Source organism: Ramlibacter sp. bp-362 (assembly GCF_054956735.1).
In genome coordinates this window covers 18,052-37,843 of record NZ_JBUDXE010000014.1, presented here as the reverse complement: position 1 = coordinate 37,843, position 19,792 = coordinate 18,052, and the positions used below count along the sequence as shown (strand labels likewise).

The 19,792-nt window shown below is 69.8% G+C and carries 18 protein-coding genes and 1 tRNA gene; 8 read left to right on the top strand and 11 right to left on the bottom strand.

Annotated features, from left to right (window positions below; all coding sequences use genetic code 11):
* Window positions 1–48 precede the first annotated feature (48 nt).
* From rph to ACY0MJ_RS17965, 3 genes are all read right to left on the bottom strand, one after another.
* The gene (gene rph, locus ACY0MJ_RS17975; protein WP_462639907.1) at window positions 49–777 is read right to left on the bottom strand and encodes a ribonuclease PH; all 729 of its coding nucleotides are present in this window, start codon (window positions 775–777) and stop codon (window positions 49–51) included.
* Window positions 778–925: 148 nt separating this feature from the next.
* Window positions 926–1,828 (bottom strand): PP2C family protein-serine/threonine phosphatase, encoded by a 903-nt coding sequence (locus tag ACY0MJ_RS17970; RefSeq protein WP_462639906.1) that lies wholly within the window; start codon window positions 1,826–1,828, stop codon window positions 926–928.
* Window positions 1,829–1,910: 82 nt separating this feature from the next.
* Complete coding sequence (locus tag ACY0MJ_RS17965) at window positions 1,911–2,915, bottom strand: serine/threonine protein kinase (protein ID WP_462639905.1); 1,005 nt, start codon at window positions 2,913–2,915, stop codon at window positions 1,911–1,913.
* Between the two features lie 74 nt (window positions 2,916–2,989).
* Between ACY0MJ_RS17965 and ACY0MJ_RS17960 the strand changes: the two genes are divergently transcribed.
* From ACY0MJ_RS17960 to ACY0MJ_RS17945, 4 genes are all read left to right on the top strand, one after another.
* Entirely contained in the window at window positions 2,990–3,910 is a 921-nt protein-coding gene (locus ACY0MJ_RS17960; protein ID WP_462639904.1) for a YicC/YloC family endoribonuclease, read from the top strand.
* A 13-nt stretch (window positions 3,911–3,923) separates the two neighbouring features.
* On the top strand, window positions 3,924–4,541 hold the full coding sequence (gmk, locus tag ACY0MJ_RS17955) for a guanylate kinase (protein WP_462639903.1): 618 nt from the start codon (window positions 3,924–3,926) through the stop codon (window positions 4,539–4,541).
* 19 nt (window positions 4,542–4,560) lie between these two features.
* Window positions 4,561–4,764 carry a DNA-directed RNA polymerase subunit omega gene (gene rpoZ, locus ACY0MJ_RS17950; RefSeq protein WP_077592946.1) on the top strand — a complete coding sequence of 68 codons (204 nt, stop codon included), beginning with the start codon at window positions 4,561–4,563 and terminating at the stop codon, window positions 4,762–4,764.
* An 87-nt stretch (window positions 4,765–4,851) separates the two neighbouring features.
* The gene (locus ACY0MJ_RS17945) at window positions 4,852–7,110 is read left to right on the top strand and encodes a RelA/SpoT family protein (RefSeq protein WP_462639902.1); all 2,259 of its coding nucleotides are present in this window, start codon (window positions 4,852–4,854) and stop codon (window positions 7,108–7,110) included.
* A gap of 1 nt (window position 7,111) precedes the next feature.
* Here the strand turns inward: ACY0MJ_RS17945 and greB are convergent, their stop codons facing one another.
* On the bottom strand, window positions 7,112–7,669 hold the full coding sequence (gene greB / locus ACY0MJ_RS17940; RefSeq protein WP_462639901.1) for a transcription elongation factor GreB: 558 nt from the start codon (window positions 7,667–7,669) through the stop codon (window positions 7,112–7,114).
* Window positions 7,670–7,803: 134 nt separating this feature from the next.
* Here greB and ACY0MJ_RS17935 point away from each other — a divergent pair, with 134 nt between their 5' ends.
* The 3 genes from ACY0MJ_RS17935 to ACY0MJ_RS17925 all read left to right on the top strand — a co-directional run bounded on the left by ACY0MJ_RS17935 (window position 7,804) and on the right by ACY0MJ_RS17925 (window position 10,471).
* Window positions 7,804–8,265, top strand: coding sequence for a hypothetical protein (locus ACY0MJ_RS17935; RefSeq protein ID WP_462639900.1), 462 nt, complete (start codon window positions 7,804–7,806; stop codon window positions 8,263–8,265).
* 101 nt (window positions 8,266–8,366) lie between these two features.
* Window positions 8,367–9,329, top strand: a complete 963-nt coding sequence (locus ACY0MJ_RS17930; RefSeq protein WP_462639899.1) for a CvpA family protein — start codon at window positions 8,367–8,369, stop codon at window positions 9,327–9,329.
* A gap of 2 nt (window positions 9,330–9,331) precedes the next feature.
* Complete coding sequence (locus ACY0MJ_RS17925; RefSeq protein ID WP_462639898.1) at window positions 9,332–10,471, top strand: DNA topoisomerase IB; 1,140 nt, start codon at window positions 9,332–9,334, stop codon at window positions 10,469–10,471.
* 3 nt (window positions 10,472–10,474) lie between these two features.
* On the opposite strand, the gene ACY0MJ_RS17920 is transcribed toward ACY0MJ_RS17925, so the two are convergent.
* From ACY0MJ_RS17920 to ACY0MJ_RS17895, 6 genes are all read right to left on the bottom strand, one after another.
* Entirely contained in the window at window positions 10,475–12,520 is a 2,046-nt protein-coding gene (locus ACY0MJ_RS17920; protein WP_462639897.1) for an amylo-alpha-1,6-glucosidase, read from the bottom strand.
* Window positions 12,513–14,399, bottom strand: coding sequence for a malto-oligosyltrehalose trehalohydrolase (gene treZ / locus ACY0MJ_RS17915; RefSeq protein ID WP_462639896.1), 1,887 nt, complete (start codon window positions 14,397–14,399; stop codon window positions 12,513–12,515). Before treZ ends, ACY0MJ_RS17920 begins: the two co-directional genes overlap by 8 nt.
* A 166-nt stretch (window positions 14,400–14,565) precedes the next feature.
* A tRNA-Arg gene (locus ACY0MJ_RS17910) sits at window positions 14,566–14,642 on the bottom strand.
* A 136-nt stretch (window positions 14,643–14,778) separates the two neighbouring features.
* On the bottom strand, window positions 14,779–15,960 hold the full coding sequence (locus ACY0MJ_RS17905; RefSeq protein WP_462639895.1) for a CaiB/BaiF CoA transferase family protein: 1,182 nt from the start codon (window positions 15,958–15,960) through the stop codon (window positions 14,779–14,781).
* Window positions 15,960–17,129, bottom strand: a complete 1,170-nt coding sequence (locus ACY0MJ_RS17900; RefSeq protein ID WP_462639894.1) for an acyl-CoA dehydrogenase family protein — start codon at window positions 17,127–17,129, stop codon at window positions 15,960–15,962. The genes ACY0MJ_RS17905 and ACY0MJ_RS17900 overlap by 1 nt, the downstream gene beginning before the upstream one ends.
* Complete coding sequence (locus ACY0MJ_RS17895) at window positions 17,126–17,995, bottom strand: HTD2 family dehydratase (protein ID WP_462639893.1); 870 nt, start codon at window positions 17,993–17,995, stop codon at window positions 17,126–17,128. The genes ACY0MJ_RS17900 and ACY0MJ_RS17895 overlap by 4 nt, the downstream gene beginning before the upstream one ends.
* Window positions 17,996–18,049: 54 nt before the next feature.
* Between ACY0MJ_RS17895 and ACY0MJ_RS17890 the strand changes: the two genes are divergently transcribed.
* A complete protein-coding gene (locus tag ACY0MJ_RS17890; protein WP_462639892.1) occupies window positions 18,050–19,297 on the top strand; it encodes an MFS transporter in 1,248 nt (415 codons plus the stop codon).
* Window positions 19,298–19,312: 15 nt separating this feature from the next.
* Here the strand turns inward: ACY0MJ_RS17890 and ACY0MJ_RS17885 are convergent, their stop codons facing one another.
* Complete coding sequence (locus ACY0MJ_RS17885) at window positions 19,313–19,792, bottom strand: hypothetical protein (RefSeq protein WP_462639891.1); 480 nt, start codon at window positions 19,790–19,792, stop codon at window positions 19,313–19,315.

Below are 19,792 nucleotides of genomic sequence, written 5' to 3'. Positions count from 1 at the left end.
GCTCGGCGAGCTTGCCCGCGTTGTTGGAGGCGAGGACGATGCGATCGATCACGCGGAAAGCGCCTTCGCCTGCATCGCCACGAGCTCGGCGATGCCCTTCTCGGCCAGCCGCAGCAGTTCGTCCATCTCGGCGCGCGTGAAGGCGACGCCTTCGGCCGTGCCCTGCACCTCCACGTAGTGGCCGGCGCCGGTCATCACCACGTTCATGTCGGTGTCGCAGGCGACGTCCTCGATGTATTCCAGGTCCAGCAACGGCGTGCCGTCCACGATCCCCACCGAGATCGCCGCGACGGGCCCCAGCACGGGCGACTCCGTGAGCTTGCCCGCGCGCAGCAGGTGGTTCACGGCATCCTGCGCCGCCACGAAGGCGCCGGTGATCGCCGCCGTGCGGGTGCCGCCGTCGGCCTGCAGCACGTCGCAGTCCAGCGTGATGGTGCGCTCGCCCAGCTTCTTCAGGTCGAACACGGCGCGCAGCGAGCGGCCGATCAGGCGCTGGATCTCCTGCGTGCGCCCGCTCTGCTTGCCGCGCGCGGCCTCGCGGTCGCCGCGCGTGTGCGTGGCCCGCGGCAGCATGCCGTATTCGGCCGTCACCCAGCCTTCGCCGCTGCCGCGCTTGTGCGGCGGCACCTTCTCTTCCACGGAGGCCGTGCAGAGAACGCGGGTGTTGCCGAACTCGATCAGCACCGAGCCCTCGGCATGCATGGTGAAGCCGCGCGTGATGCGGACGGGGCGAAGCTGGTCGGCGGCACGGTTGCCGCTGCGGAGGAAAGTCGTCATCGGAGAATGATAGGGAAGTGGGGATGGGCGTGCCCGACCCATGGCATTGGGAAGTCATGTCATTGCGGCCTTGAGCCGCAATCCATGGATGCGTGGTGCCGCGCGACCGTGGATCCCGGGTCGAGCCCGGGATGACAACCTCTTCTGCTCAGGCCTTCTTGGCTGCCGAGCGCTTGATTGCCTCGTTGATCTCGGCGATCGAGCGTTCGATGGCCGCGTCGTCGAGGTCGTCGACCAGCGTGTCGAGCACGCCGGCCTGGATGGTCGAGGCGAAGACGCCGTCGGAGATGCTGTCGGTGGAGATGCCTCGGGTGGACTCGAAGGTGTCCGGCGTCTCCCACTCCATGGCGATCACGGTCACGTTGTCGGAGTGCTCGCCGCCGTTGCGCAGCGCGCTCTCCACCAGGTCGGGCACGGCCTCGGCCACCGGCTTGCCGGCCAGCTCGCGCACGATGTCGGTGTCTTCCAGGCTGCTCCACAGGCCGTCGGAGCACAGCAGGATCTTGTCGCCCTGCTGCAGCTGCACCGGGCCGGTGACGTCGAAGACCGGCTTGGTCGGCGAGCCGAGGCAGGTGAACAGGATGTTGCGGTTGATCCGGTCCATGCGGATCACGCCGGCGTTCTGCTGCTCCAGGTAGGAGTGGTCGCGGGTGCGCGTCAGCAGCTCGTTGCCGCGCACGACGTACAGGCGCGAGTCGCCGCAGTGCACCCAGGTGGCGTGCTGGCCCTGGACGACGGCCGCCACCAGCGTGGTGCGGGGCGTGTCGAGCATGCCCTTCTCGCTGGCGTAGCGGATGATCTGGTGGTGCGCCGCCATCAGGGCGACGGAGAGGAACTCGCTCACGTCCTTCACGACGGGGCGGGCTTCCTTCTGGTACAGCGCGGAAATCGTCTGCAGGGCCAGCTGCGCGGCAACCTCGCCTTCCGGGTGGCCGCCCATGCCGTCGGCCAGCAGGAAAAGCCCCGACTCGCGGGTGTAGCAGTAGCCCATCCGGTCTTCGTTCTTCTCTCGGCCGCCTTTGCGGCTGATCTGGAAGACCGAGAACTTCAATTCGGCCTCCGCCGAGCCGCCTCAAGGAGGCCGAGGCCCCCTGGGGGGGCAGCGCCGAAGCGGAAGCGGCAAGCGTGGGGGCTCATTTCACCTTGGCTCCTATGCCGCTTCGCCTCATGTTCTTCTTGGTGTCGGTCACCATGTTGTCGAACTGGAGGCGCATCTTCTCACCGACCGAGAGCTTGGTATAGCGCCGTTCGCCCTCCCGGCTGAGCTCCTTCTGCAGGGCGAACACCGACTGCGGACGGGACAGGGGATCGAGGGACATGCACCATTCCACCACCTCGATGAGGTTGTCGGAATAGACGCCGCGCAGGCGCGACAGGGCAAGCGACAAGCGGTCTTTTTCCAGTCGCTGCGGCGCGTCATTCGGGGGGTAGCCCTGCATGCAGGCGTAGATGCAGGCGCCGATGGCGTAGATGTCGGTCCAGGGGCCCATGGAGGAGTCCCGGCGGTACATCTCGGGGGCGGCGAAGCCGGGGGTGTACATCGGCCGGATGAAGTTGCCCTCCTTGGACAGCACTTCGCGGGCGGCGCCGAAGTCGATCATCACGGCGCGGTTGTCGTCCGTGATGAAGATGTTGGCCGGCTTGATGTCCAGGTGCAGCATCTTGTGCTGGTGCACGATGCGCAGGCCGCGCAGGATCTCGTCGAAGAGCGAGCGGATGGTCGATTCGCGGAAGACCTTCTGCTTCTTCAGCTCGCGCGCGGTGATGATGAAGTCCTGCAGGGTCGCGCCCTCCAGGTAGTTCATCACCATGTAGACCGTCTCGTTCTCGCGGAAGAAGTTCAGCACGCTCACCACCGACGAGTGGGAGATCTGCGCGAGCGAACGGCCTTCCTCGAAGAAGCTCTTCAGGCCCAGGCGGTACAGGGACAGCTTCTCGGGCGCGACCTGCGGCAACAGTTCGCCCGGCGGGCGCGTGGCCAGCGAGGAAGGCAGATACTCCTTGATCGCGACCTGCTGGCCCTCGTTGTCGACGGCCAGGTAGACGACGCCAAAGCCACCGGCGGACAGCTTGCGCACCACACGGTAGCCTCCGATCACGGTATCCGGCGGCAAAGGGGCCGGTTTCAGCTTTGACATAATTTGAGTTGGGGCGCTCCCGCGCGCCTTTTCGATCCCCGAAATCCCCGCAACGACTTCAAAGACTCCTCTTCATGGCAGTTTACAGCATGACCGGTTACGCCTCGGCGCAACTGAGCCCCGGGACGGCACCGGCCGGCCCGGATGGCGGCAAGTCTGCAACAGGCGCCCGGCTCGGGCTGGAAATCCGGTCCGTGAACAGCCGCTTCCTGGACCTGTCCTTCCGGCTGGGCGAGGAGCTGCGCGCCCACGAGCCCGCCCTGCGCGAGCTGATCTCCGGGCGCATCAAGCGGGGCAAGGTCGAAGTGCGCGCCGGCGTGGAGGGCAGCGGCGGCGAGGCCGTGCGCGAACCGTCGATGGCCACCCTGCAGCGCCTGGGCGCCGTGCAGGACACGATCAAGACCTGGATGCCCACGGCGGCCGCCCTCTCGGTCGCCGAGATCCTGCGGCTGTCCGCGGCCGAGGGCGACACCAGCTTCGACTGGGGCGAGGGCCTGATGCAGGTCGCCGGCCAGGCCCTGGGCGACCTGGTCGCCGCCCGCGAGCGCGAGGGCGCCCGGCTGGCGACGATGCTCCAGGGGCACCTGCAGCAGCTCCGCTCCCTGGCGGAACAGGCCAGGCCGCTGGTGCCGCAGCTGGTGGAGCAGCAGCGCCAGCGCTTCCTGGAACGCTGGAAGGAGGCCATGGCCCTGTCCGAGGGCGCGGCGACGCCCGAGGCGGCGCAGGACCGCGCCCTGACCGAGGCCACCGCCTTCGCCATCCGCATCGACGTCGCCGAGGAACTCACCCGCCTGGCCGCCCACCTGGACGAAATCGAGCGCCTGGTGGCCAAGGGCGGCGAGGTGGGCAAGCGGCTGGACTTCCTGATCCAGGAGCTGCACCGGGAAGCGAACACGCTGGGATCCAAGTCGGCCGCGCTGGAGCTCACGAAGATCTCGGTGGACATGAAAGTGCTCATCGAGCAGATGCGGGAACAGGTCCAGAACATCGAGTAGCGGATAATCCCGCATGGACTACCCCGGCAACCTCTTCGTCGTGGCGGCCCCCAGCGGCGCCGGCAAGTCCAGCCTGGTGAAGGCCTTGCTGGAGCTCGATTCCCACGTACAGCCCTCGGTGTCGCACACCACGCGGGCCCCCCGCGGCCAGGAAAAGCATGGGCGCGAATATTTCTTCGTCTCGCCCGGCGAGTTCGACCAGATGGTGCTGGCCGACGCCTTCGTCGAATGGGCCAACGTGCACGGCCAGCGCTACGGCACCTCCAAGAAGGCGATCGAGGACCGCATCGCCCACGGCGCCGACGTGATCCTGGAGATCGACTGGCAGGGCGCCCTGCAGATCAAACGCATCTTCTCCAACGCCGTGCTGATCTTCATCCTGCCTCCCAGCTGGGAGGAACTGCGCTCGCGCCTGGAGCGGCGCGGCGAGGACGCCCCGGACGTGATCGAAACCCGACTCGCCAATGCGGCCGCCGAACTGGCGCAGGCGAAAGAGTTCGATTTCGTTATAATCAACGAGTTATTTGAGCGCGCGCTTTTTGACCTCAAAGCGATCGTGCACTCCCAGCGCCTGAAGTACGTGTCCCAGCGGCGGCTGCGCGCCGACACCTTCCAGGCCCTCGGGATCTGAACCACCCCCGGAGAGATTCATGGCCCGTATCACCGTCGAAGACTGCCTCGAGAAAATCCCCAACCGCTTCCAGCTGGTGCTGGCCGCGACCTACCGCGCCCGCATGCTGAGCCAGGGCCACGCGCCCAAGATCGAGAGCAAGAACAAGCCCGGCGTGACCGCGCTGCGCGAGATCGCCGAAGGCAAGATCGGCCTGGAAATGCTGAAGAAGGTGCCGGGTTAAGCCGAAACGCCTCCAGAACAAACGCCCCTCGCGGGCGTTTTTTCATGGCCCTGCCCGCTCCCGTGGGCCGCGCGCTACATTAAGGGCATGAGCGCGGTGCTCCCACCGGTGTCGGGCAGCGGCAAGCGGCCCAGCAGTCCCATCCTCCCCAGCCCTGCCGCCGCCAATGCGGCAGCGGCCAGCTTCGCCGCGCTGACGGCCCGCCTGGACTACCTGGACGCGGCCGAAGTCGACCTGGTCCGCAAGGCCTACCGCTTCGCCGACGAGGCCCACCTGGGGCAGATGCGCGCCAGCGGCGAGCCCTACATCACCCACCCGATCGCCGTCGCCGCGCAGTGCGCGGAGTGGAAGCTCGACGCGCAGGCGCTGATGGCGGCGCTGCTGCACGACGCGATCGAGGACTGCGGCGTCACGAAGGCCGACCTCATCGACCGCTTCGGCCCCGCCGTCGCCGAACTGGTGGACGGCCTCACCAAGCTGGACAAGCTGCAGTTCAACACCCGCGAGGAAAACCAGGCCGAGAGCTTCCGCAAGATGCTGCTGGCCATGGCGCGCGACGTGCGCGTGATCCTGGTGAAACTGGCCGACCGGACGCACAACATGCGCACGCTGGAAGACGTGCCGCGCGAGAAGTGGCACCGCATCGCCAGCGAGACGCTCGACATCTACGCGCCCATCGCCCACCGCCTGGGCCTGAACACCACCTACCGCGAACTGCAGGAGCTGTCGTTCCGCTACCTGCGGCCCTGGCGCTACGCGACGCTCGCCAAGGCCGTGGCCAAGGCGCGCAGCCGCCGGCGCGACCTGATCCAGAAGGTGGCGCGCGACGTGGAAGCCACGTTCGAGACGGCGCACATGCAGGCGAAGATCGCCGGGCGCGAGAAGACGCTGTACTCCATCTACAAGAAGATGGACGAGAAGCGGCTGTCCTTCGCGCAGGTGACCGACATCTACGGCTTCCGCATCATCGTGCCGACGATCACCGACTGCTACACGGCGCTGGGCCTGCTGCACCAGCTGTACAAGCCGGTGCCGGGCAAGTTCAAGGACCACATCGCGATCCCCAAGATCAACGGCTACCAGTCGCTGCACACGACGCTGGTGGGCCCTTCGGGCGTGAACGTGGAATTCCAGCTGCGCACCGAGGCCATGCACCTGGTGGCCGAGTCCGGCGTCGCCGCGCACTGGCTGTACAAGGCCAGCGTGCCGCAGGACGACGAGCGCCTGGGCACCAAGTGGCTGCAGTCGCTGCTGGATATCCAGAACGAGACCCGCGACGCCGCCGAGTTCTGGGACCACGTGAAGATCGACCTGTTCCCCGACGCGGTCTACGTGTTCACGCCCAAGAGCCAGATCCTGGCGCTGCCGCGCGGCGCGACCGTCGTCGACTTCGCCTACGCCATCCACTCGGACGTGGGCGACCACACTGTGGCCGCGCGCATCAACGGCGCCCAGGTGCCGCTGCGCAGCGAGCTGAAGAACGGCGACGTGGTGGAAGTCGTCACGGCGCCGGTGTCGACGCCCAATCCCGCCTGGCTCGGCTTCGTCCGCACGGGCCGCGCCCGCTCCAAGATCCGGCACCACCTCAAGACCCTGGCGCAGGCCGAGTCGCAGCAGCTGGGCGAGAAGCTGCTGGCGCAGGCCCTGCGCGCCGAGGGCATGGAGAAGCTGCCGCCGGACAACGAGGCCTACCACGCGCTGTGGGAGAAGCTGCTGCGCTTCACCGGCAGCAAGAGCCGGGCCGAGCTGCTGACGGACCTGGGCCTGGGCAAGCGCATCGCCGGCATCGTCGCCAAGCGCCTGATGACGCTGCTGTCCGAACTGGGCGAGAAGCCCGACGCCCTCCTGATCAGCCGCGAGCGCTTCACGGCGCACGAGAACGTCTCGCAGGGCGGGCTGACGCTGGACGGCAGCGAGAACGCCTCGGTGCAGTTCGCCACCTGCTGCCGGCCGGTGCCGGGCGATCCGATCCTCGGCTACCTGGGCCGCGGCGAAGGCCTGGTGGTGCACACGGCCGATTGCAGCGTCGCCAAGCGGCTGCAGCACAAGGACGCCGAACGCTTCATCGGCGTGGAGTGGGCGGACGAGCCCGTGCGCTCCTTCGCGACGGGCCTGCTGGTGACCGTGGCGAACGGCAAGGGCGCGCTCGCGCGCGTGGCCGCGGCGCTCGCCAACGCGGAGGCCGACATCACGCACGTGGACATGGACGACGAGGCGCGGCAGGACGCCACCGACCTGCGCTTCGTGGTGCAGGTGCGCGACCGCGCGCACCTGGAATCCGTGCTGCGCAACCTGAAGCGCACGCCCAGCGTGATGAACGCGGTGCGGATCCGGCCGGGGCTGTGAGCTACGGCGCCGGGTACTCCACCTTCAGCACCTCCACCTCCTTCACCCCCGCCGGCGTCACCAGCTTCACCACGTCGCCTTCGCGGGCCTTCAGCAGCGCGCGGGCGATGGGGGAGATCCAGCTCACCTGCCCGTGGGCGCTGTCGGCTTCGTCGATGCCCAGGATGGTCACCGTGCGCTCCACCCCCGTGTCCTCTTCCGCGTAGCGGACCGTGGCGCCGAAGAACACCTGGTCGCGCCCGTGGTGCAGCGACGGGTCGGTCACCTCGGCGATCTCCAGCCGCCGCGTGAGGAAGCGGATGCGCCGGTCGATCTCGCGCAGGCGCTTCTTGCCATAGAGGTAGTCGCCATTTTCCGAGCGGTCGCCGTTGCTCGCGGCCCAGTGCACGACGTCGACGACCTTCGGCCGCTCCTCGTCGATCAGCTGCAGCAGCTCGGCCCGCAGGCGCGCGTAGCCCTGCGGGGTGATGTAGTTCTTGCCGCCGGGCGGCAGCGGCGGCAGCCCGCCGCCTTCCTCGTCGTCCTCGTCGTCGGATTCGCGCGTGAACGCCTTGCTCATGCGCCCAAGCATAGGACATGGAATGGGCAACACGGGTACTGCTTCACAACTTTGCGCGCGCATATCTCGCTGACCCCGGCGGTCCGCGCGGCGACCCGCTGCCTAGAATGACCCGACACTCCCGGGCCGCCCCCTTGGACACCACCCTCTCCCCTGCCGTGCAGAGCGTCCTGCAGGCCAGGCCGCCGCCCTGGCGGCCGCTGGTCGCGGTGCTTCCCTTCGCGCCGGGCAGCGACGACCCCACGCTGCGCCTGCTGGGCAGCGAACTGGCGGACCGCCTGCGCGACCGCCTCGCCGCCGATCCGGCCACGGGCGCCATCCTGATCAGCTCGGACTTCCTGGCCAATGCGCCGGCGCACGCGCTGGAGCTCATCTGCCGCGAGCTGCGCGTGGGCCACGTCATCACCGGCAAGTGCCACGGCCCGGGCGACGCGCCTTCGCTCTACGTGGAACTGACGGACACCCGCGCCTGGTACGTGCACTGGGCCAGCTTCCAGCGCGGCACCGCCCACCGGCTGCTCGACGAGCACGGCGAGGCCATGAACCAGCTCGTCGCGGAGCTGCGCAGCGCCCTCGCCGAGAATCCCCCGCGCTGACTTTGCTCTCTCTCCCGCTGGCGGGAGAGGGCCGGGGTGAGGGCCCATCCTAGCCACCGTCCTACGTCAACAGTGCGCACCCCGCGCCCATACTGGGCCGGATGCCCTTCAACCCGGTCGACCTCCTGCTTGCTGCCATCATCGTGGTCGGCGCCTGGGCCGGTTGGTCGCGCGGCTTCGTCTTCGCGGCCCTGGACCTGCTGACGCTGGTGGCGAGCCTCGCGGCCGCCTTCCTGGGCTACCGGCAGGCCAGCGACTGGATCTCGCAGCTGGCGCCCGCCCTGGGGATCTGGATCGCGCCGCTGGCCTTCGTCGGCCTCTTCCTGCTGGTGCACTTCGTCCTGGGCATCGCGCTGCTGAAGCTCACGCGGGCGCTGCCGCGGCGCGTGCACGCCAACGCCGCCAACAAGCTGCTCGGGATCGCCCCGGGACTGGTGAACGGCGCCATGCACGCCGTCGTCGGGGCCGTGCTGCTGATGACGCTGCCGCTGGGCGCGCGCGTCGGCACCTGGGCGCACCAGAGCGCGCTCGCGCCGCGCCTGGCGGCGCCGGCGGAATGGGTCGAGGCGCAGCTGGCGCCGATCTTCAACCCCGCCGTGGAGCGCACGCTGCAGGCGATGGTGGTGCAGCCCGAGTCGCACGAGCGCATCGCGCTGCCCTTCCGCGTCGACCACGCGCTGCCGCGTCCCGACCTGGAAGCGCAGATGCTGGAGCTGGTGAACGCCGAACGCCGCGCGGCCGGCCTCAACCCGGTGAAGGCCGATCCCAGGATGGCGGTGGTGGCGCGCGAGCACAGCCGCGACATGTTCGCGCGCGGCTACTTCTCGCACGACACGCCGGAAGGACGGGACCTGAGCGACCGGCTGGAGGCCGCGCACATCGGCTATCTCAGCGCCGGCGAGAACCTCGCGCTGGCGCCGACGCTGCTGGCGGCGCACAACGGCCTGATGCATTCGCCCGGCCACCGCGCCAACATCCTGCGGCCGCAGTTCGGGCGCGTCGGCATCGGCATCCTCGACGGCGGGAACCACGGCCTGATGGTGACGCAGGCGTTCCGGAACTGAGCATGAAGGACGCCGAAGCGCTCGCCCCCGCCTCGCCCGACCCGCGCGAAGCCGCCGAATCGGCCGGCCTGGTGTACGTCAGCGACGAAGAGCGCGGCCTGCGGCGCGAGCGGCACGGCGAGGGCTTCGACTACTTCAAGGCCAACGGCGACAAGGTGACCGACGAGGCGACGCTGGAGCGCGTGCGCAAGCTGGCCATCCCGCCGGCGTGGACCGACGTCTGGATCTGCCCCCGGGCGAACGGCCACCTCCAGGCGACCGGGCGTGACGCGCGCGGCCGCAAGCAGTACCGCTACCACCCGCAGTTCCGGGAGGTGCGCGAGAGCACCAAGTACGAGCACATGCTGGAATTCGCGCGGGCCCTCCCGGCGATCCGCGCGCAGCTGGCCGCGCACATGGCGCTGCGCGGCCTGCCGCGCGAGAAGGTGCTGGCCACCGTGGTGCACCTGCTGGAGACGACGCTGATCCGCGTGGGCAACGACGACTACGCCCGCGAGAACAAGAGCTACGGCCTCACCACGCTGCGCAACCCGCACGTGAAGGTGGAGGGCTCGGAGCTGCGCTTCCAGTTCAAGGGCAAGAGCGGCAAGCTGTGGCGCCTGCAGGTGAAGGACAGGCGCATCGCGAAGATCATCCGCGCCTGCCAGGACCTGCCGGGGCAGCGGCTGTTCCAGTACAAGGACGAGGAGGGCGAGGTGCGCGAGGTCACCTCGGCCGACGTGAACGCCTACCTGAAGGAGATCACGGGCCGCGACATCACGGCCAAGGACTTCCGCACCTGGGCCGGCACGGTGATGGCCGCGCTCGCGCTGCGGGAGTTCGAGGCCTTCGACACCAAGGCCACGCAGAAGAAGAACCTGAAGGACGCGATCGAGCGCGTCGCCGCCCGGCTCGGCAACACGCCCACGATCTGCCGCAAGTGCTACATCCACCCGGAGGTGCTCAACGCCTACGTGGAGGGGAACCTGCTGCTGGAGGTGAAAGGAAAGGTGGAGGAGGAGCTGCGCGAGGACCTCGCCGCGCTGCGGCCGGAGGAAGCCGCGGTGCTGGCGATGCTGGAGGCGCGGCTGAACCGCACGCTGGAAGGCTCCCTGAAGGAGAGCCTGGCGGCGGTGAAGAAGAAAAAGCGCACGCGGAAGTGACGCTCACTGCCGCGCCGCGCGCACCTTCACCAGCACCCGCAGGACCTCGGCCACGCTCCACGCCTGCGCGATGCAGCCGCGCGGCGTGTAGGGCTCCTCGGCGTCGAAGATCTCGCTGATCGAGCCGATGCAGGCCTCGCCCATGTGCGCGGCGAAGCCGTCCATCAGGCGCTCGATCGCGCGGTTGTCCTCGGGGAACACCTTCAGCCAGGCATCGGAGAACGGCCCCGCGAGGAAGCCCCACACCGTCCCCTGGTGGTAGGCCGCGTCGCGCGCGCGCAGGTCGCCGTCGTAATGCGACTTGTAGTCGGGGCTGCCGGGCGACAGCGACCGCAGGCCCACCGGCGTGACCAGCATGCGCTGCGCCACCTCCAGCACGCTGCGCCAGCGCTCGGGGTCCAGCACCGGGTTGGGCAGCGCGATCGAGAAGATCATGTTGGGCCGGATCGCCGGGTCGTCGCCGTTCTCGCCGTCCACCACGTCGAACAGGCATCCGGTCTGCGGGTTCCAGAAGCGCTGGTTGAAGCTGTCGCGCGCGCGGTGGGCGTGCCGCGCCATCTCGGCCGCCTTGCCCTCGTCGCCCTCCTCGCGCAGCCAGCGCTCCAGCACCCGCAGCGCGTTGTAGAACAGCGCGTTGATCTCCACGGCCTTGCCGCGCCGCGGCGTCACCACCCAGCCTTCCACCTTGGCGTCCATCCAGGTGAGCTGGTAGCCCTCGGCGCCCTGGCGCAGCAGGCCGTCGCGCTGGTCCACGCCGATGTTGAAGCGGGTGCCGCGCAGGTGGTGCTCGATGATGTCCACGAAGGTCGGGATCGCCTGGCGCAGCGTGAGCCGGTCGCCCGTGACGGTGACGTAGCGGTCCATCGCGTGGAAGAACCACAGCGTGGCGTCGGCCGTGTGGTACAGGCCCTCGTTCTGCCCCTCGGGGAACATGTTGGGGATCAGGCCGTCGCGCACGTAGTGCAGGAAGGTGCGCAGGATGTAGCCCGCCTCGGCGTGGCGGCCGGTCGCGAGCGTCAGCCCTTCCAGGCTGATCATGGTGTCGCGGCCCCAGTCGGTGAACCAGTGGTAGCCGGCGATCACGGTGCGGGCCTGGTCACCCTCGGCCAGGGCGCGGGCCGCGTCGGCCTGGCGGCTGAAGGGCGAGATGATGAACTGGTCGGCGGCCAGCACCAGTTCGGCGGCGCGGCCGCTGCGCGCATGCGGGTCGGCCTGCTCGATCAGGCGCTCGCGCCGGTTGTGCTCGGCGTGCAGCGCCTGCTGCGGCGACATCGCCATGATCGTGTCCCAGCTCTCGGTCGAGGCGATCAGCGTGCATTCCTCGCCCGGCGACAGCTCGGCGCGGAAGCGCCCCGGCGTCCAGACGCGGCCGCGCGCGACGTAGCCGCGCGCCGCTTCCACGCGGAAGAAGAACTCGTCCCACGCGCCGCCTTCCAGCACCAGCTCCGTGTCGCGCCCGGCGAGCATCAGGCGCAGCGGCGGCAGGTGCGTGGAGCCGGCGGAGTGCACCTCGAAGCGGCGGCCCAGCACGTGCAGGCGGTAGTCGTCCTCGGATTCGGACACCGGCAGCTCGTGGCCGCGGAAGTGCATGCGCGGCCGCAGGATCAGGCGCGCGCCGTGGCTGCCCGCGGTGAGGCGGAAGCTCACGTGCGCGGTGTTCTGGCCATAGGGCAGCAGGATGCGCTTCTCCACCGCGAGGTCGCCCACGTGGTAGGTCCACACGGGCAGGCCCATCTCGAGCCGGAATTCGGTCAGCACCTCCGGCAGCTCGTAGGGCGCTTCCGGGCGTTCCTCGCCGCTCAGGCGGATGACGCGCTTGTCCGGCAGCTGCAGCCACTCGCCCAGGTGGTTGAGCATCACCGTGCGGCCGATGGGCGTGGGCAGCGCGGCGATCAGCAGGCCGTGGTAGCGGCGCGTCGACACGCCGGCGATGGAGCCGGACGCATAACCGCCGAGGCCGTTGGTGACGAGCCATTCGCGCGTGAGCAGCCGCTCGGGGTGCTCGTCGCGGCCGGCCCAGGGCATCGTGTTCAGGATGGCTTCAGCCATCGGCTTCCTCCAGGAAATGCGGAGCGAGCACGGCCAGCGCATGCGCCGGCAGGCGCCAGCTGTGCTCGCCGTCGGGTTCGGCCATGCCGCAGCCGCCGTAATCGGGATGCTCGCTGTGCCACAGCAGCTTCCAGCGGCAGCCCGGTGGCGGCGCCAGCAACGGCTCGGGCATGGGCAGCAGCGGCAGCGTCGCGCCGAGGTTGACCAGCAGCAGGCGGTCGTCGCCCCGCGGGCCGAAGAAGCGCAGCAGGAAGGCTTCCGGCCCCAGCACGGCGCCGTGCAGCGAGCGGCTGTCCTGCAGCCGGAACACGGCGTCCTCGCGGCGCAGCCGCAGCAGGTCGCGGTGCAGCCGCACGACATGCGCGTTGCGCTCGCGTTCCGCGTGGTCCAGCTTGCATCGTCGGTACGTTTCTTCTTCTGCCGGGGGAGCGAGCAGCTTGCCACCATCCGTGCTCGCGATGTTGGGGAACTGGATCAGGAATTCCTGCCGGCCCTTGCGGACCAGCGAATCGAGCTCTTCACCGTGCGCCGCGAAGTAGAGGAAAGGTGCACTGGCCGCGAACTCCTGGCCCATGAACAGCAGCGGCGTGCCCGGCGCGAGCAGCAGCAGGCCGGTGAGCGCGCGCAGGCGCCCGGGCGAGGTCAGCTCGTGCAGGCGCAGGCCGCGCGCGCTGTTGGCCACCTGGTCGTGGTTCTGCAGGAAGGTGATGAAGGCGCTGGCCGGCAGGTCGAAGGCCGGATGGCCGCGGCGCTTCTTCTGCCAGGCGTAGTACTGGCCCTGGTACAGGAAGCCCCACTTCACGGCGGAGACGAGCTCCTGCGGCGTGCCGCGCGTCTCGGTGTAGTAGGCCTCGCAGGCGCCCGTCGCCGCGACGACGGCGCTGTGGTGGAAGTCGTCGTTCCACAGCGCGTCCATGCCGCAGCCGCCGTCCTCGATGGAGCGCGCCAGGCCGGCGTGCTGCGGCTCGTTCTCGGCGCAGAGATAGATGCTGCGTCCCGGCGCCGCCGCGCGCGCGCGCCGCGCGATCTCGGCCACGATGTGGACCGGGCTCGCGTCGAACAGGCACTGCGTGGCGTCCAGCCGCAGGCCGTCGAAGTGGAACTCGGCGATCCAGTACGCGGCGTTGGCGGCGAAGAACTCGCGCACGGGGCCGCTGTGCTCGCCGTCGAAGTTGATGGCCTCGCCCCACTCGTTCTCGTAGCGCGTGCTGGTGTAGTGCGGCGAGAAGCGCGCGATGAAGTTGCCGCTGGGCCCGAAATGGTTGTAGACCACGTCGAGGATCACGCCCAGGCCCAGCGCGTGCGCGCGGTCGATGAAGTGGCGCAGCTCGTCCGGCGTGCCGTACAGCCGGGTCGGCGCGAACAGGTTCACCCCGTCGTAGCCCCAGCCGAAGGGGCCGTTGAACTCGTTCACCGGCATCAGCTCGATGACGGTGATGCCCAGGTCCTTCAGGAAGGGGAGGTGGCGTTCGGCCGCGGCATAGGTGCCCTCGGGCGTGAAGGTTCCGACGTGCAGTTCGTAGAGCACCTGGCCCTGCGGGCCCACGCCGCGCCACGCGTCGTCGGTCCACGCGAAGGTGTCGAGCGCGACCACCTCCGAAGGCCCGTGCGGCCCTTGGGGTTGCCAGCGCGAGGCCGGGTCGGGGAAGGCCTCGCCGCCGTCGAGGCGGAAGCGGTAGCGGTGGCCGGGCCGGGCGGCGGGAACGAGGGCGGAGAAGTAGCCGTCGGCTTCCGGCTGCAGTGCTGCCGCTGGCGGCGCGTCCGGCCCTTCGAACACCACGTCGACGCCGCGCGCCGCGGGCGCCCAGACGCGGAAGTGCGTGCCCTGTCCCGGCCCGTATTCCGCCCCGACCGGGATGCGCCTTCTGTTCGTTGTCATCGCGCCGCAAGTGCCTGCATGTCGCCGGCAATTCTGCGATGCTGCAGCGCGGCCGTGGTGTGCAGCTGTGTCGGCGCGTGCCGCGAACCCGGGTGCGCCGTCCGCGACAATCAGCCCGGCGGCAAGACAAAGGGGCCACGTCTTTCGACGTGACCCCTTGCTGTTGTGGCGCGGCTGGCAGGATTCGAACCCACGACCCCTTGGTTCGTAGCCAAGTACTCTATCCAACTGAGCTACAGCCGCGAAGCCGCAGATTGTAGCAGGTTCCGGGTGGGGGTCGCCGCTGGGGTTCGCCTGCGGCTCACCACCAGCCTACGCCGCGGGGGCCACCATGCCCGGTAGGCTGGCGGTGAGCCGCAGGCGAACCCCAGCACGCGCCTCAGATCGCCCGCGCGGCGCGCAGCCGCGCGATCTCGTCCTCGTCCCGCCCCAGCTCCCGCAGGATCGCCTCCGTGTGCTCCCCCACCGCCGGGATCGGATCCATGCGGTAGTCGAACGCGCTCTGCAGGCCCGGCGGCAGCAGGGCCGCGATCGGCCCGGCCGGTGAATCGACCTCGCCCACCCGCCCCCGCGCGCGCAGCTGCGGGTGCTGCCACATGTCCGCCACGGTGTTCACGTGCGCGTTGGCGATCTGCGCTTCCTCCAGCCGGGCGATCACCTGTTCCGCGTCCAGGCGCGAGAACACGTCCAGGATGATCTCCTGCAGCGCCTGGCGGTTGGCGTTGCGCCGGCTGTTGCTGTCGAAGCGCGGGTCCTGCGCCAGCGCGGGCTGCTGCAGGACCTTGTCGCAGAAGGCGACCCATTCGCGCTCGTTCTGCAGGCCCAGCATCACCGTCTTGCCGTCGCCGGCCGCGAACGGCCCGTAGGGGTAGATGGTCGCGTGCGCGGCGCCGCTGCGCGGCGGCGGTTCGGCGCCGCCGTAGGCGTAGTACATGGGGAAACCCATCCATTCGCCCAGCGCCTCCAGCATGGAGACGTCCACGTGCGAGCCCTCGCCCGTGCGCTGGCGCTGCAGCAGCGCCGCGAGCACGCCCGTGTACGCGTACATGCCGGCGGCGATGTCGGCGATGGAGATGCCGGCCTTGCACGGCGCCTCCGGCGTGCCGGTCACCGAGAGGAAGCCGGCTTCGCTCTGGATCAGCAGGTCGTAGGCCTTCTTGTCGCGGTAGGGGCCGTCGTTGCCATAGCCGGAGATGTCGCACACCACCAGCCGCGGATGCTCGGCGCGCAGCGCGGCGTGGCCGAGGCCCATGCGCTCGGCGGCGCCGGGCGCGAGGTTCTGCACCAGGACGTCGGCGCGCCCGATCAGCTCGCGCAGCAGTTGCAAGGCCTCGGGCTGCTTCAGGTCCAGCGTCACGCTTTCCTTGGAGCGGTTCACCCAGACGAAGTGCGAGGCGAGGCCCTGCGTGCGCGTGTCGTAGGCGCGGGCGAAGTCGCCGCTGCCGGGGCGCTCCACCTTGATCACCCGGGCGCCGAGGTCGGCGAGCTGGCGCGTGCAGAAGGGCGCGGCGATCGCGTGCTCGAGCGAAACGACGGTGACGCCGTCGAGGGGCCTGGCCATCAGAACGACCTCGGCAAGCCGAGCAGGTGCTCGGCGACGTACGAATACACCAGGTTGGTCGAGATCGGCGCCACCTGGTAGAGGCGCGTCTCGCGGAACTTGCGCTCGACGTCGTATTCGTGCGCGAAGCCGAAGCCGCCGTGCGTCTGCAGGCACACGTTGGCGGCTTCCCACGAGGCCTTGGCCGCCAGGTACTTGGCCATGTTCGCCTCGCCGCCGCAGGGCTTGCCGGCGTCGAACAGCGAACAGGCCTTGAAGCGCATCAGGTTGGCCGCCTCGGTCTCGATGTAGGCGTCGGCGATCGGGAAGGCGACACCCTGGTTCTGGGCTATGGGCCGGTTGAAGACGACGCGCTCGCTCGCGTAACACCTCGCCTTGTCGACGAACCAGTACGCGTCGCCGATGCACTCGGCGGCGATCAGCGTGCGCTCGGCGTTCAGGCCGTCGAGGATGTAGCGGAAGCCCAGGCCCTCGGTGCCGATCAGGTTCTCCGCCGGGATCTCCAGGTTGTCGAAGAACACCTCGTTGGTCTCGTGGTTCACCATGTTCTGGATCGGCCGCACCGTCATGCCGTGGCCGATCGCCTGGTGCAGGTCCACGAGGAAGATGCTCATGCCCTCGCTCCTGCGCTTCACCTCCGCCAGGGGCGTGGTGCGGGCCAGCAGGATCATCAGGTCGGAGTGCTGGATGCGCGAGATCCAGACCTTCTGCCCGTTGACCACGTAGCGGTCGCCCTTCTTCACGGCCGTGGTCTTCAGCTGCGTGGTGTCCGTGCCGGTCGTGGGCTCGGTGACCGCCATGGACTGCAGGCGCAGCTGGCCGCTCGCGATGCCCGGCAGGTACTGCTTCTTCTGCGCTTCGGAGCCGTGGCGCAGCAGCGTGCCCATGTTGTACATCTGGCCATGGCAGGAGCCCGCGTTGCCGCCGGAGAAGTTGATCTCCTCCATGATCACCGAGGCTTCCGCGAGGCCGAGGCCGGAGCCGCCGTACTCCGTGGGAATCAGCGCCGCCAGCCAGCCGGCCTCGGTGAGCGCATCGACGAAGGCTTCCGGGTAGCCGCGCTCGGTGTCGACCTTCTGCCAGTAGGCGGAGTCGAAGCGGCCGCACAGGTCGCGCAGCGCCTCGCGCATGTCCTGGTACGCGTCGGGCGGGGGGATCTGCGTCTTCATGCGAACGTCGCCTCCGCCTGCATGGTGAGCCAGCCTTCGTGGTCCTGCGCCCAGAGCTGCGCGCCGCGGCCGCCGGCGGACGGAGTGCCGCACACGCGGAAGGGATGCAGGTCCAAGGTGGGCCGCACGGCCTTGAAGCGGAAGCTCGCGAACCGCGCATCGGGCCGCTCGCGCCGCGCCAGGTCCACCAGCAGGGTCGCGATCAGCGGGCCGTGCACGACGAGCCCGGGGTAGCCCTCCACCTCGGTGACGTAGCTGCGGTCGTAGTGGATCCGGTGGCCGTTGAAGGTGAGCGCCGAGTAGCGGAACAGCAGCACCGGGTCCGGCACGATCTCGCGCGCCCAGGCGGCCTCGGCCGGGGCGGGCTGCGGCTGCGGCCCCGGGTCGCCCGGCCGCGCGGCGTCGCGATACACGATGTCGTGCTCCTCGGTCAGCGCCAGGCCCTGCGCGTTGCGCAGCTCGTGCCGCACGACGACGAAGACGAGGTCGCCACTGCGGCCCGCCTTGTGCGCGACCGAGGCGATGGTCGAGGTCCGCCGGACCGCTTCGCCCACCCGCAAGGGCGCGTGCCATTGCAGCCGGCCGCCCGCCCACATGCGCCGGGGCAACGGCACCGGCGGCAGGAAGCCGCCGCGGCGGGCGTGGCCGTCCGGCCCCAGCTCGCTTTGGCGGTGACCGGGCAGGAAATAGAGCCAGTGCCACAGCGGCGGCAGCTCCGTGCCGGGCCGGGGCGCCGGATCGTCGCGATCCAGCGTGGCCGAGAGATTGCGCACCGGCGCCGCCGTGACCTCGTCGTCCGAGGTCTCGCTGCGGCCTTCCCAGCTGCGCAGCTGCGCGAGCAGCGCGGGGGTGAGGGCGGACTCCATGGCCGGATTAGACCAGTCCCGGCGCGTCGGCGCGCGCGGGCCTATGATCCAAGGATGACCTCGCGCTGGTACTTCGGCTGGAACATCGTGGCCGCCGCGGCCGTGCTCACCCTCATGTCGACCGGCGTGCGATTGAGCTTCGGGCCCTTCTTCCTCCCCATCGCCCACGACCTGGGCTTCAGCCGCAGCCTGCTGGCCAGCATCGTCGCCGTGGGCATGCTCACCTACGGCCTGGCCATGCCCGTGGCCGGACACTTGATCGCCCGCTTCGGCACGCGCTCCGTCCTGCTGCTGGGCAACGTGTCGATGCTGGCGGCGGTGTTCTGGTGCGTCAACACCGCGAGCGCCACCAGCTTCCTGCTCGCCTTCGGCGTGCTGCTGTCCATCGGCCTGGCCTTCACCAGCCCCGTGGCGCTCACGCCGGTCATCAGCGGCTGGTTCACCCGCCAGCGCGGCATGGCGCTGTTCTTCCTGTCCACCGGCTCGATGGCCGGCATGGCCATCATGACGCCGGTGCTCACCTTCGCCATCGAGACGGCGGGCTGGCGCGCCACCCTGCTCGGCTTCGCCGCCGTGTTCACGGTGCTGACGCTGGCGGCGGCCTTCTTCGTGATCCGCGACACGGCGCCCGAGCACACGGACCTGAGCCCCGAGGAATTCGCGGCCGCGCGGGCGAAGTCCGGCGTGCCGCCGCAAAGCCTGAAGCTGCGCGACGCGGTGCGCACGGCGCCGTTCTGGAAGGTGGTCTTCGGCCTCTTCTGCTGCGGCTTCAGCATGAACCTGCTGGGCACGCACGGCATGCCCATGCTCATGGACCACGGCTTCGACCCCTTCACCAGCTCCATGGGCATCGGCCTGATCGGCTTCGTGGCGATCGGCGGCACCGTGGTGCTCGGACGCGTGGCGGACCGGCTGCCCCGGCGCAACATCCTGGCGGCGATCTACCTGCTGCGCGGGCTCGGCTTCTTCGCGCTGGTGCTCGTGGGCACGCATTGGGAGCTGTACCTGACGGCCACCATCGGCGGCCTGGTCTGGGCCGGCAGCATCGCGATGTCGTCGGCCATCCTGGCCGACGTGTACGGCGTGCGGCTGGTCGGCGTGCTCTACGGCATGGCCTTCCTGGGCCACCAGGTCGGCGGCACCATCAGTTCCTGGCTGGGGGGCTGGGGCTACGAGACCTTCGGCACCCACTGGGTCAGCTTCGGCGCCGCCGGCGCCCTGCTGCTGGCCGCCGGCATCGTTTCGCTGCAGTTGCCGCGCAAGGGCTTCACGCTGATGGCGCCGGCCACCGCGACGGCCTGAGCCGCGCGCGCCGCCTTACTCCGCCAGGGCGGCGGCTTCGCTGCTGCGCTGGGCCTGCGAGCGCTCCACGCCGGTGAGGCTCACCATCAGGTGGCGCAGCTCGCTGGTGCCGCGCGCGTCGTGCAACGACTCGGCCACGCGCAGCTGCACGCCCTTGAAGACGCTCACGTCCGCGGCCCAGGAGACTTCCGCGGCCTTGCGGACCTTCTTGTCCAGGAGGGGCAGCCCGAGCAGCATGCGCAGCACTGCGTTGCGGTTCCAGCCGATGATGCAGATGGTGGCGACGAACGCCTGCTTGCCGCGCTCGTCGTCGAGCTGGTCGACTTCCACCACCGCGCATTGCGGCGGCACGCCCAGGCGATCCAGGTGGGTCGCCACCATGCGACGGTATTCCGCGTCCAGTCCGCCGGAGGTGTCCTCCAGGTTCTGGTAATCGGTCGAGTGTTCGCTGGTGGTGGTGCGTCCCTTGGCCGCTGCCCATACGCGCCTGAACAC

What these genes read in the sequence shown, in the direction of transcription:
- gmk (WP_462639903.1), top strand. Translation starts at nt 3,924, where the DNA reads ATGGACTACCCCGGCAACCTCTTCGTCGTGGCGGCCCCCAGCGGCGCC.
- rph (WP_462639907.1), bottom strand. Translation starts at nt 777, where the DNA reads ATGACGACTTTCCTCCGCAGCGGCAACCGTGCCGCCGACCAGCTTCGC.
- treZ (WP_462639896.1), bottom strand. Translation starts at nt 14,399, where the DNA reads ATGACAACGAACAGAAGGCGCATCCCGGTCGGGGCGGAATACGGGCCG.
- ACY0MJ_RS17905 (WP_462639895.1), bottom strand. Translation starts at nt 15,960, where the DNA reads ATGGCCAGGCCCCTCGACGGCGTCACCGTCGTTTCGCTCGAGCACGCG.
- ACY0MJ_RS17945 (WP_462639902.1), top strand. Translation starts at nt 4,852, where the DNA reads ATGAGCGCGGTGCTCCCACCGGTGTCGGGCAGCGGCAAGCGGCCCAGC.
- ACY0MJ_RS17900 (WP_462639894.1), bottom strand. Translation starts at nt 17,129, where the DNA reads ATGAAGACGCAGATCCCCCCGCCCGACGCGTACCAGGACATGCGCGAG.
- ACY0MJ_RS17930 (WP_462639899.1), top strand. Translation starts at nt 8,367, where the DNA reads ATGCCCTTCAACCCGGTCGACCTCCTGCTTGCTGCCATCATCGTGGTC.
- ACY0MJ_RS17965 (WP_462639905.1), bottom strand. Translation starts at nt 2,915, where the DNA reads ATGTCAAAGCTGAAACCGGCCCCTTTGCCGCCGGATACCGTGATCGGA.
- rpoZ (WP_077592946.1), top strand. Translation starts at nt 4,561, where the DNA reads ATGGCCCGTATCACCGTCGAAGACTGCCTCGAGAAAATCCCCAACCGC.
- ACY0MJ_RS17895 (WP_462639893.1), bottom strand. Translation starts at nt 17,995, where the DNA reads ATGGAGTCCGCCCTCACCCCCGCGCTGCTCGCGCAGCTGCGCAGCTGG.
- ACY0MJ_RS17890 (WP_462639892.1), top strand. Translation starts at nt 18,050, where the DNA reads ATGACCTCGCGCTGGTACTTCGGCTGGAACATCGTGGCCGCCGCGGCC.
- ACY0MJ_RS17960 (WP_462639904.1), top strand. Translation starts at nt 2,990, where the DNA reads ATGGCAGTTTACAGCATGACCGGTTACGCCTCGGCGCAACTGAGCCCC.
- ACY0MJ_RS17920 (WP_462639897.1), bottom strand. Translation starts at nt 12,520, where the DNA reads ATGGCTGAAGCCATCCTGAACACGATGCCCTGGGCCGGCCGCGACGAG.
- greB (WP_462639901.1), bottom strand. Translation starts at nt 7,669, where the DNA reads ATGAGCAAGGCGTTCACGCGCGAATCCGACGACGAGGACGACGAGGAA.
- ACY0MJ_RS17925 (WP_462639898.1), top strand. Translation starts at nt 9,332, where the DNA reads ATGAAGGACGCCGAAGCGCTCGCCCCCGCCTCGCCCGACCCGCGCGAA.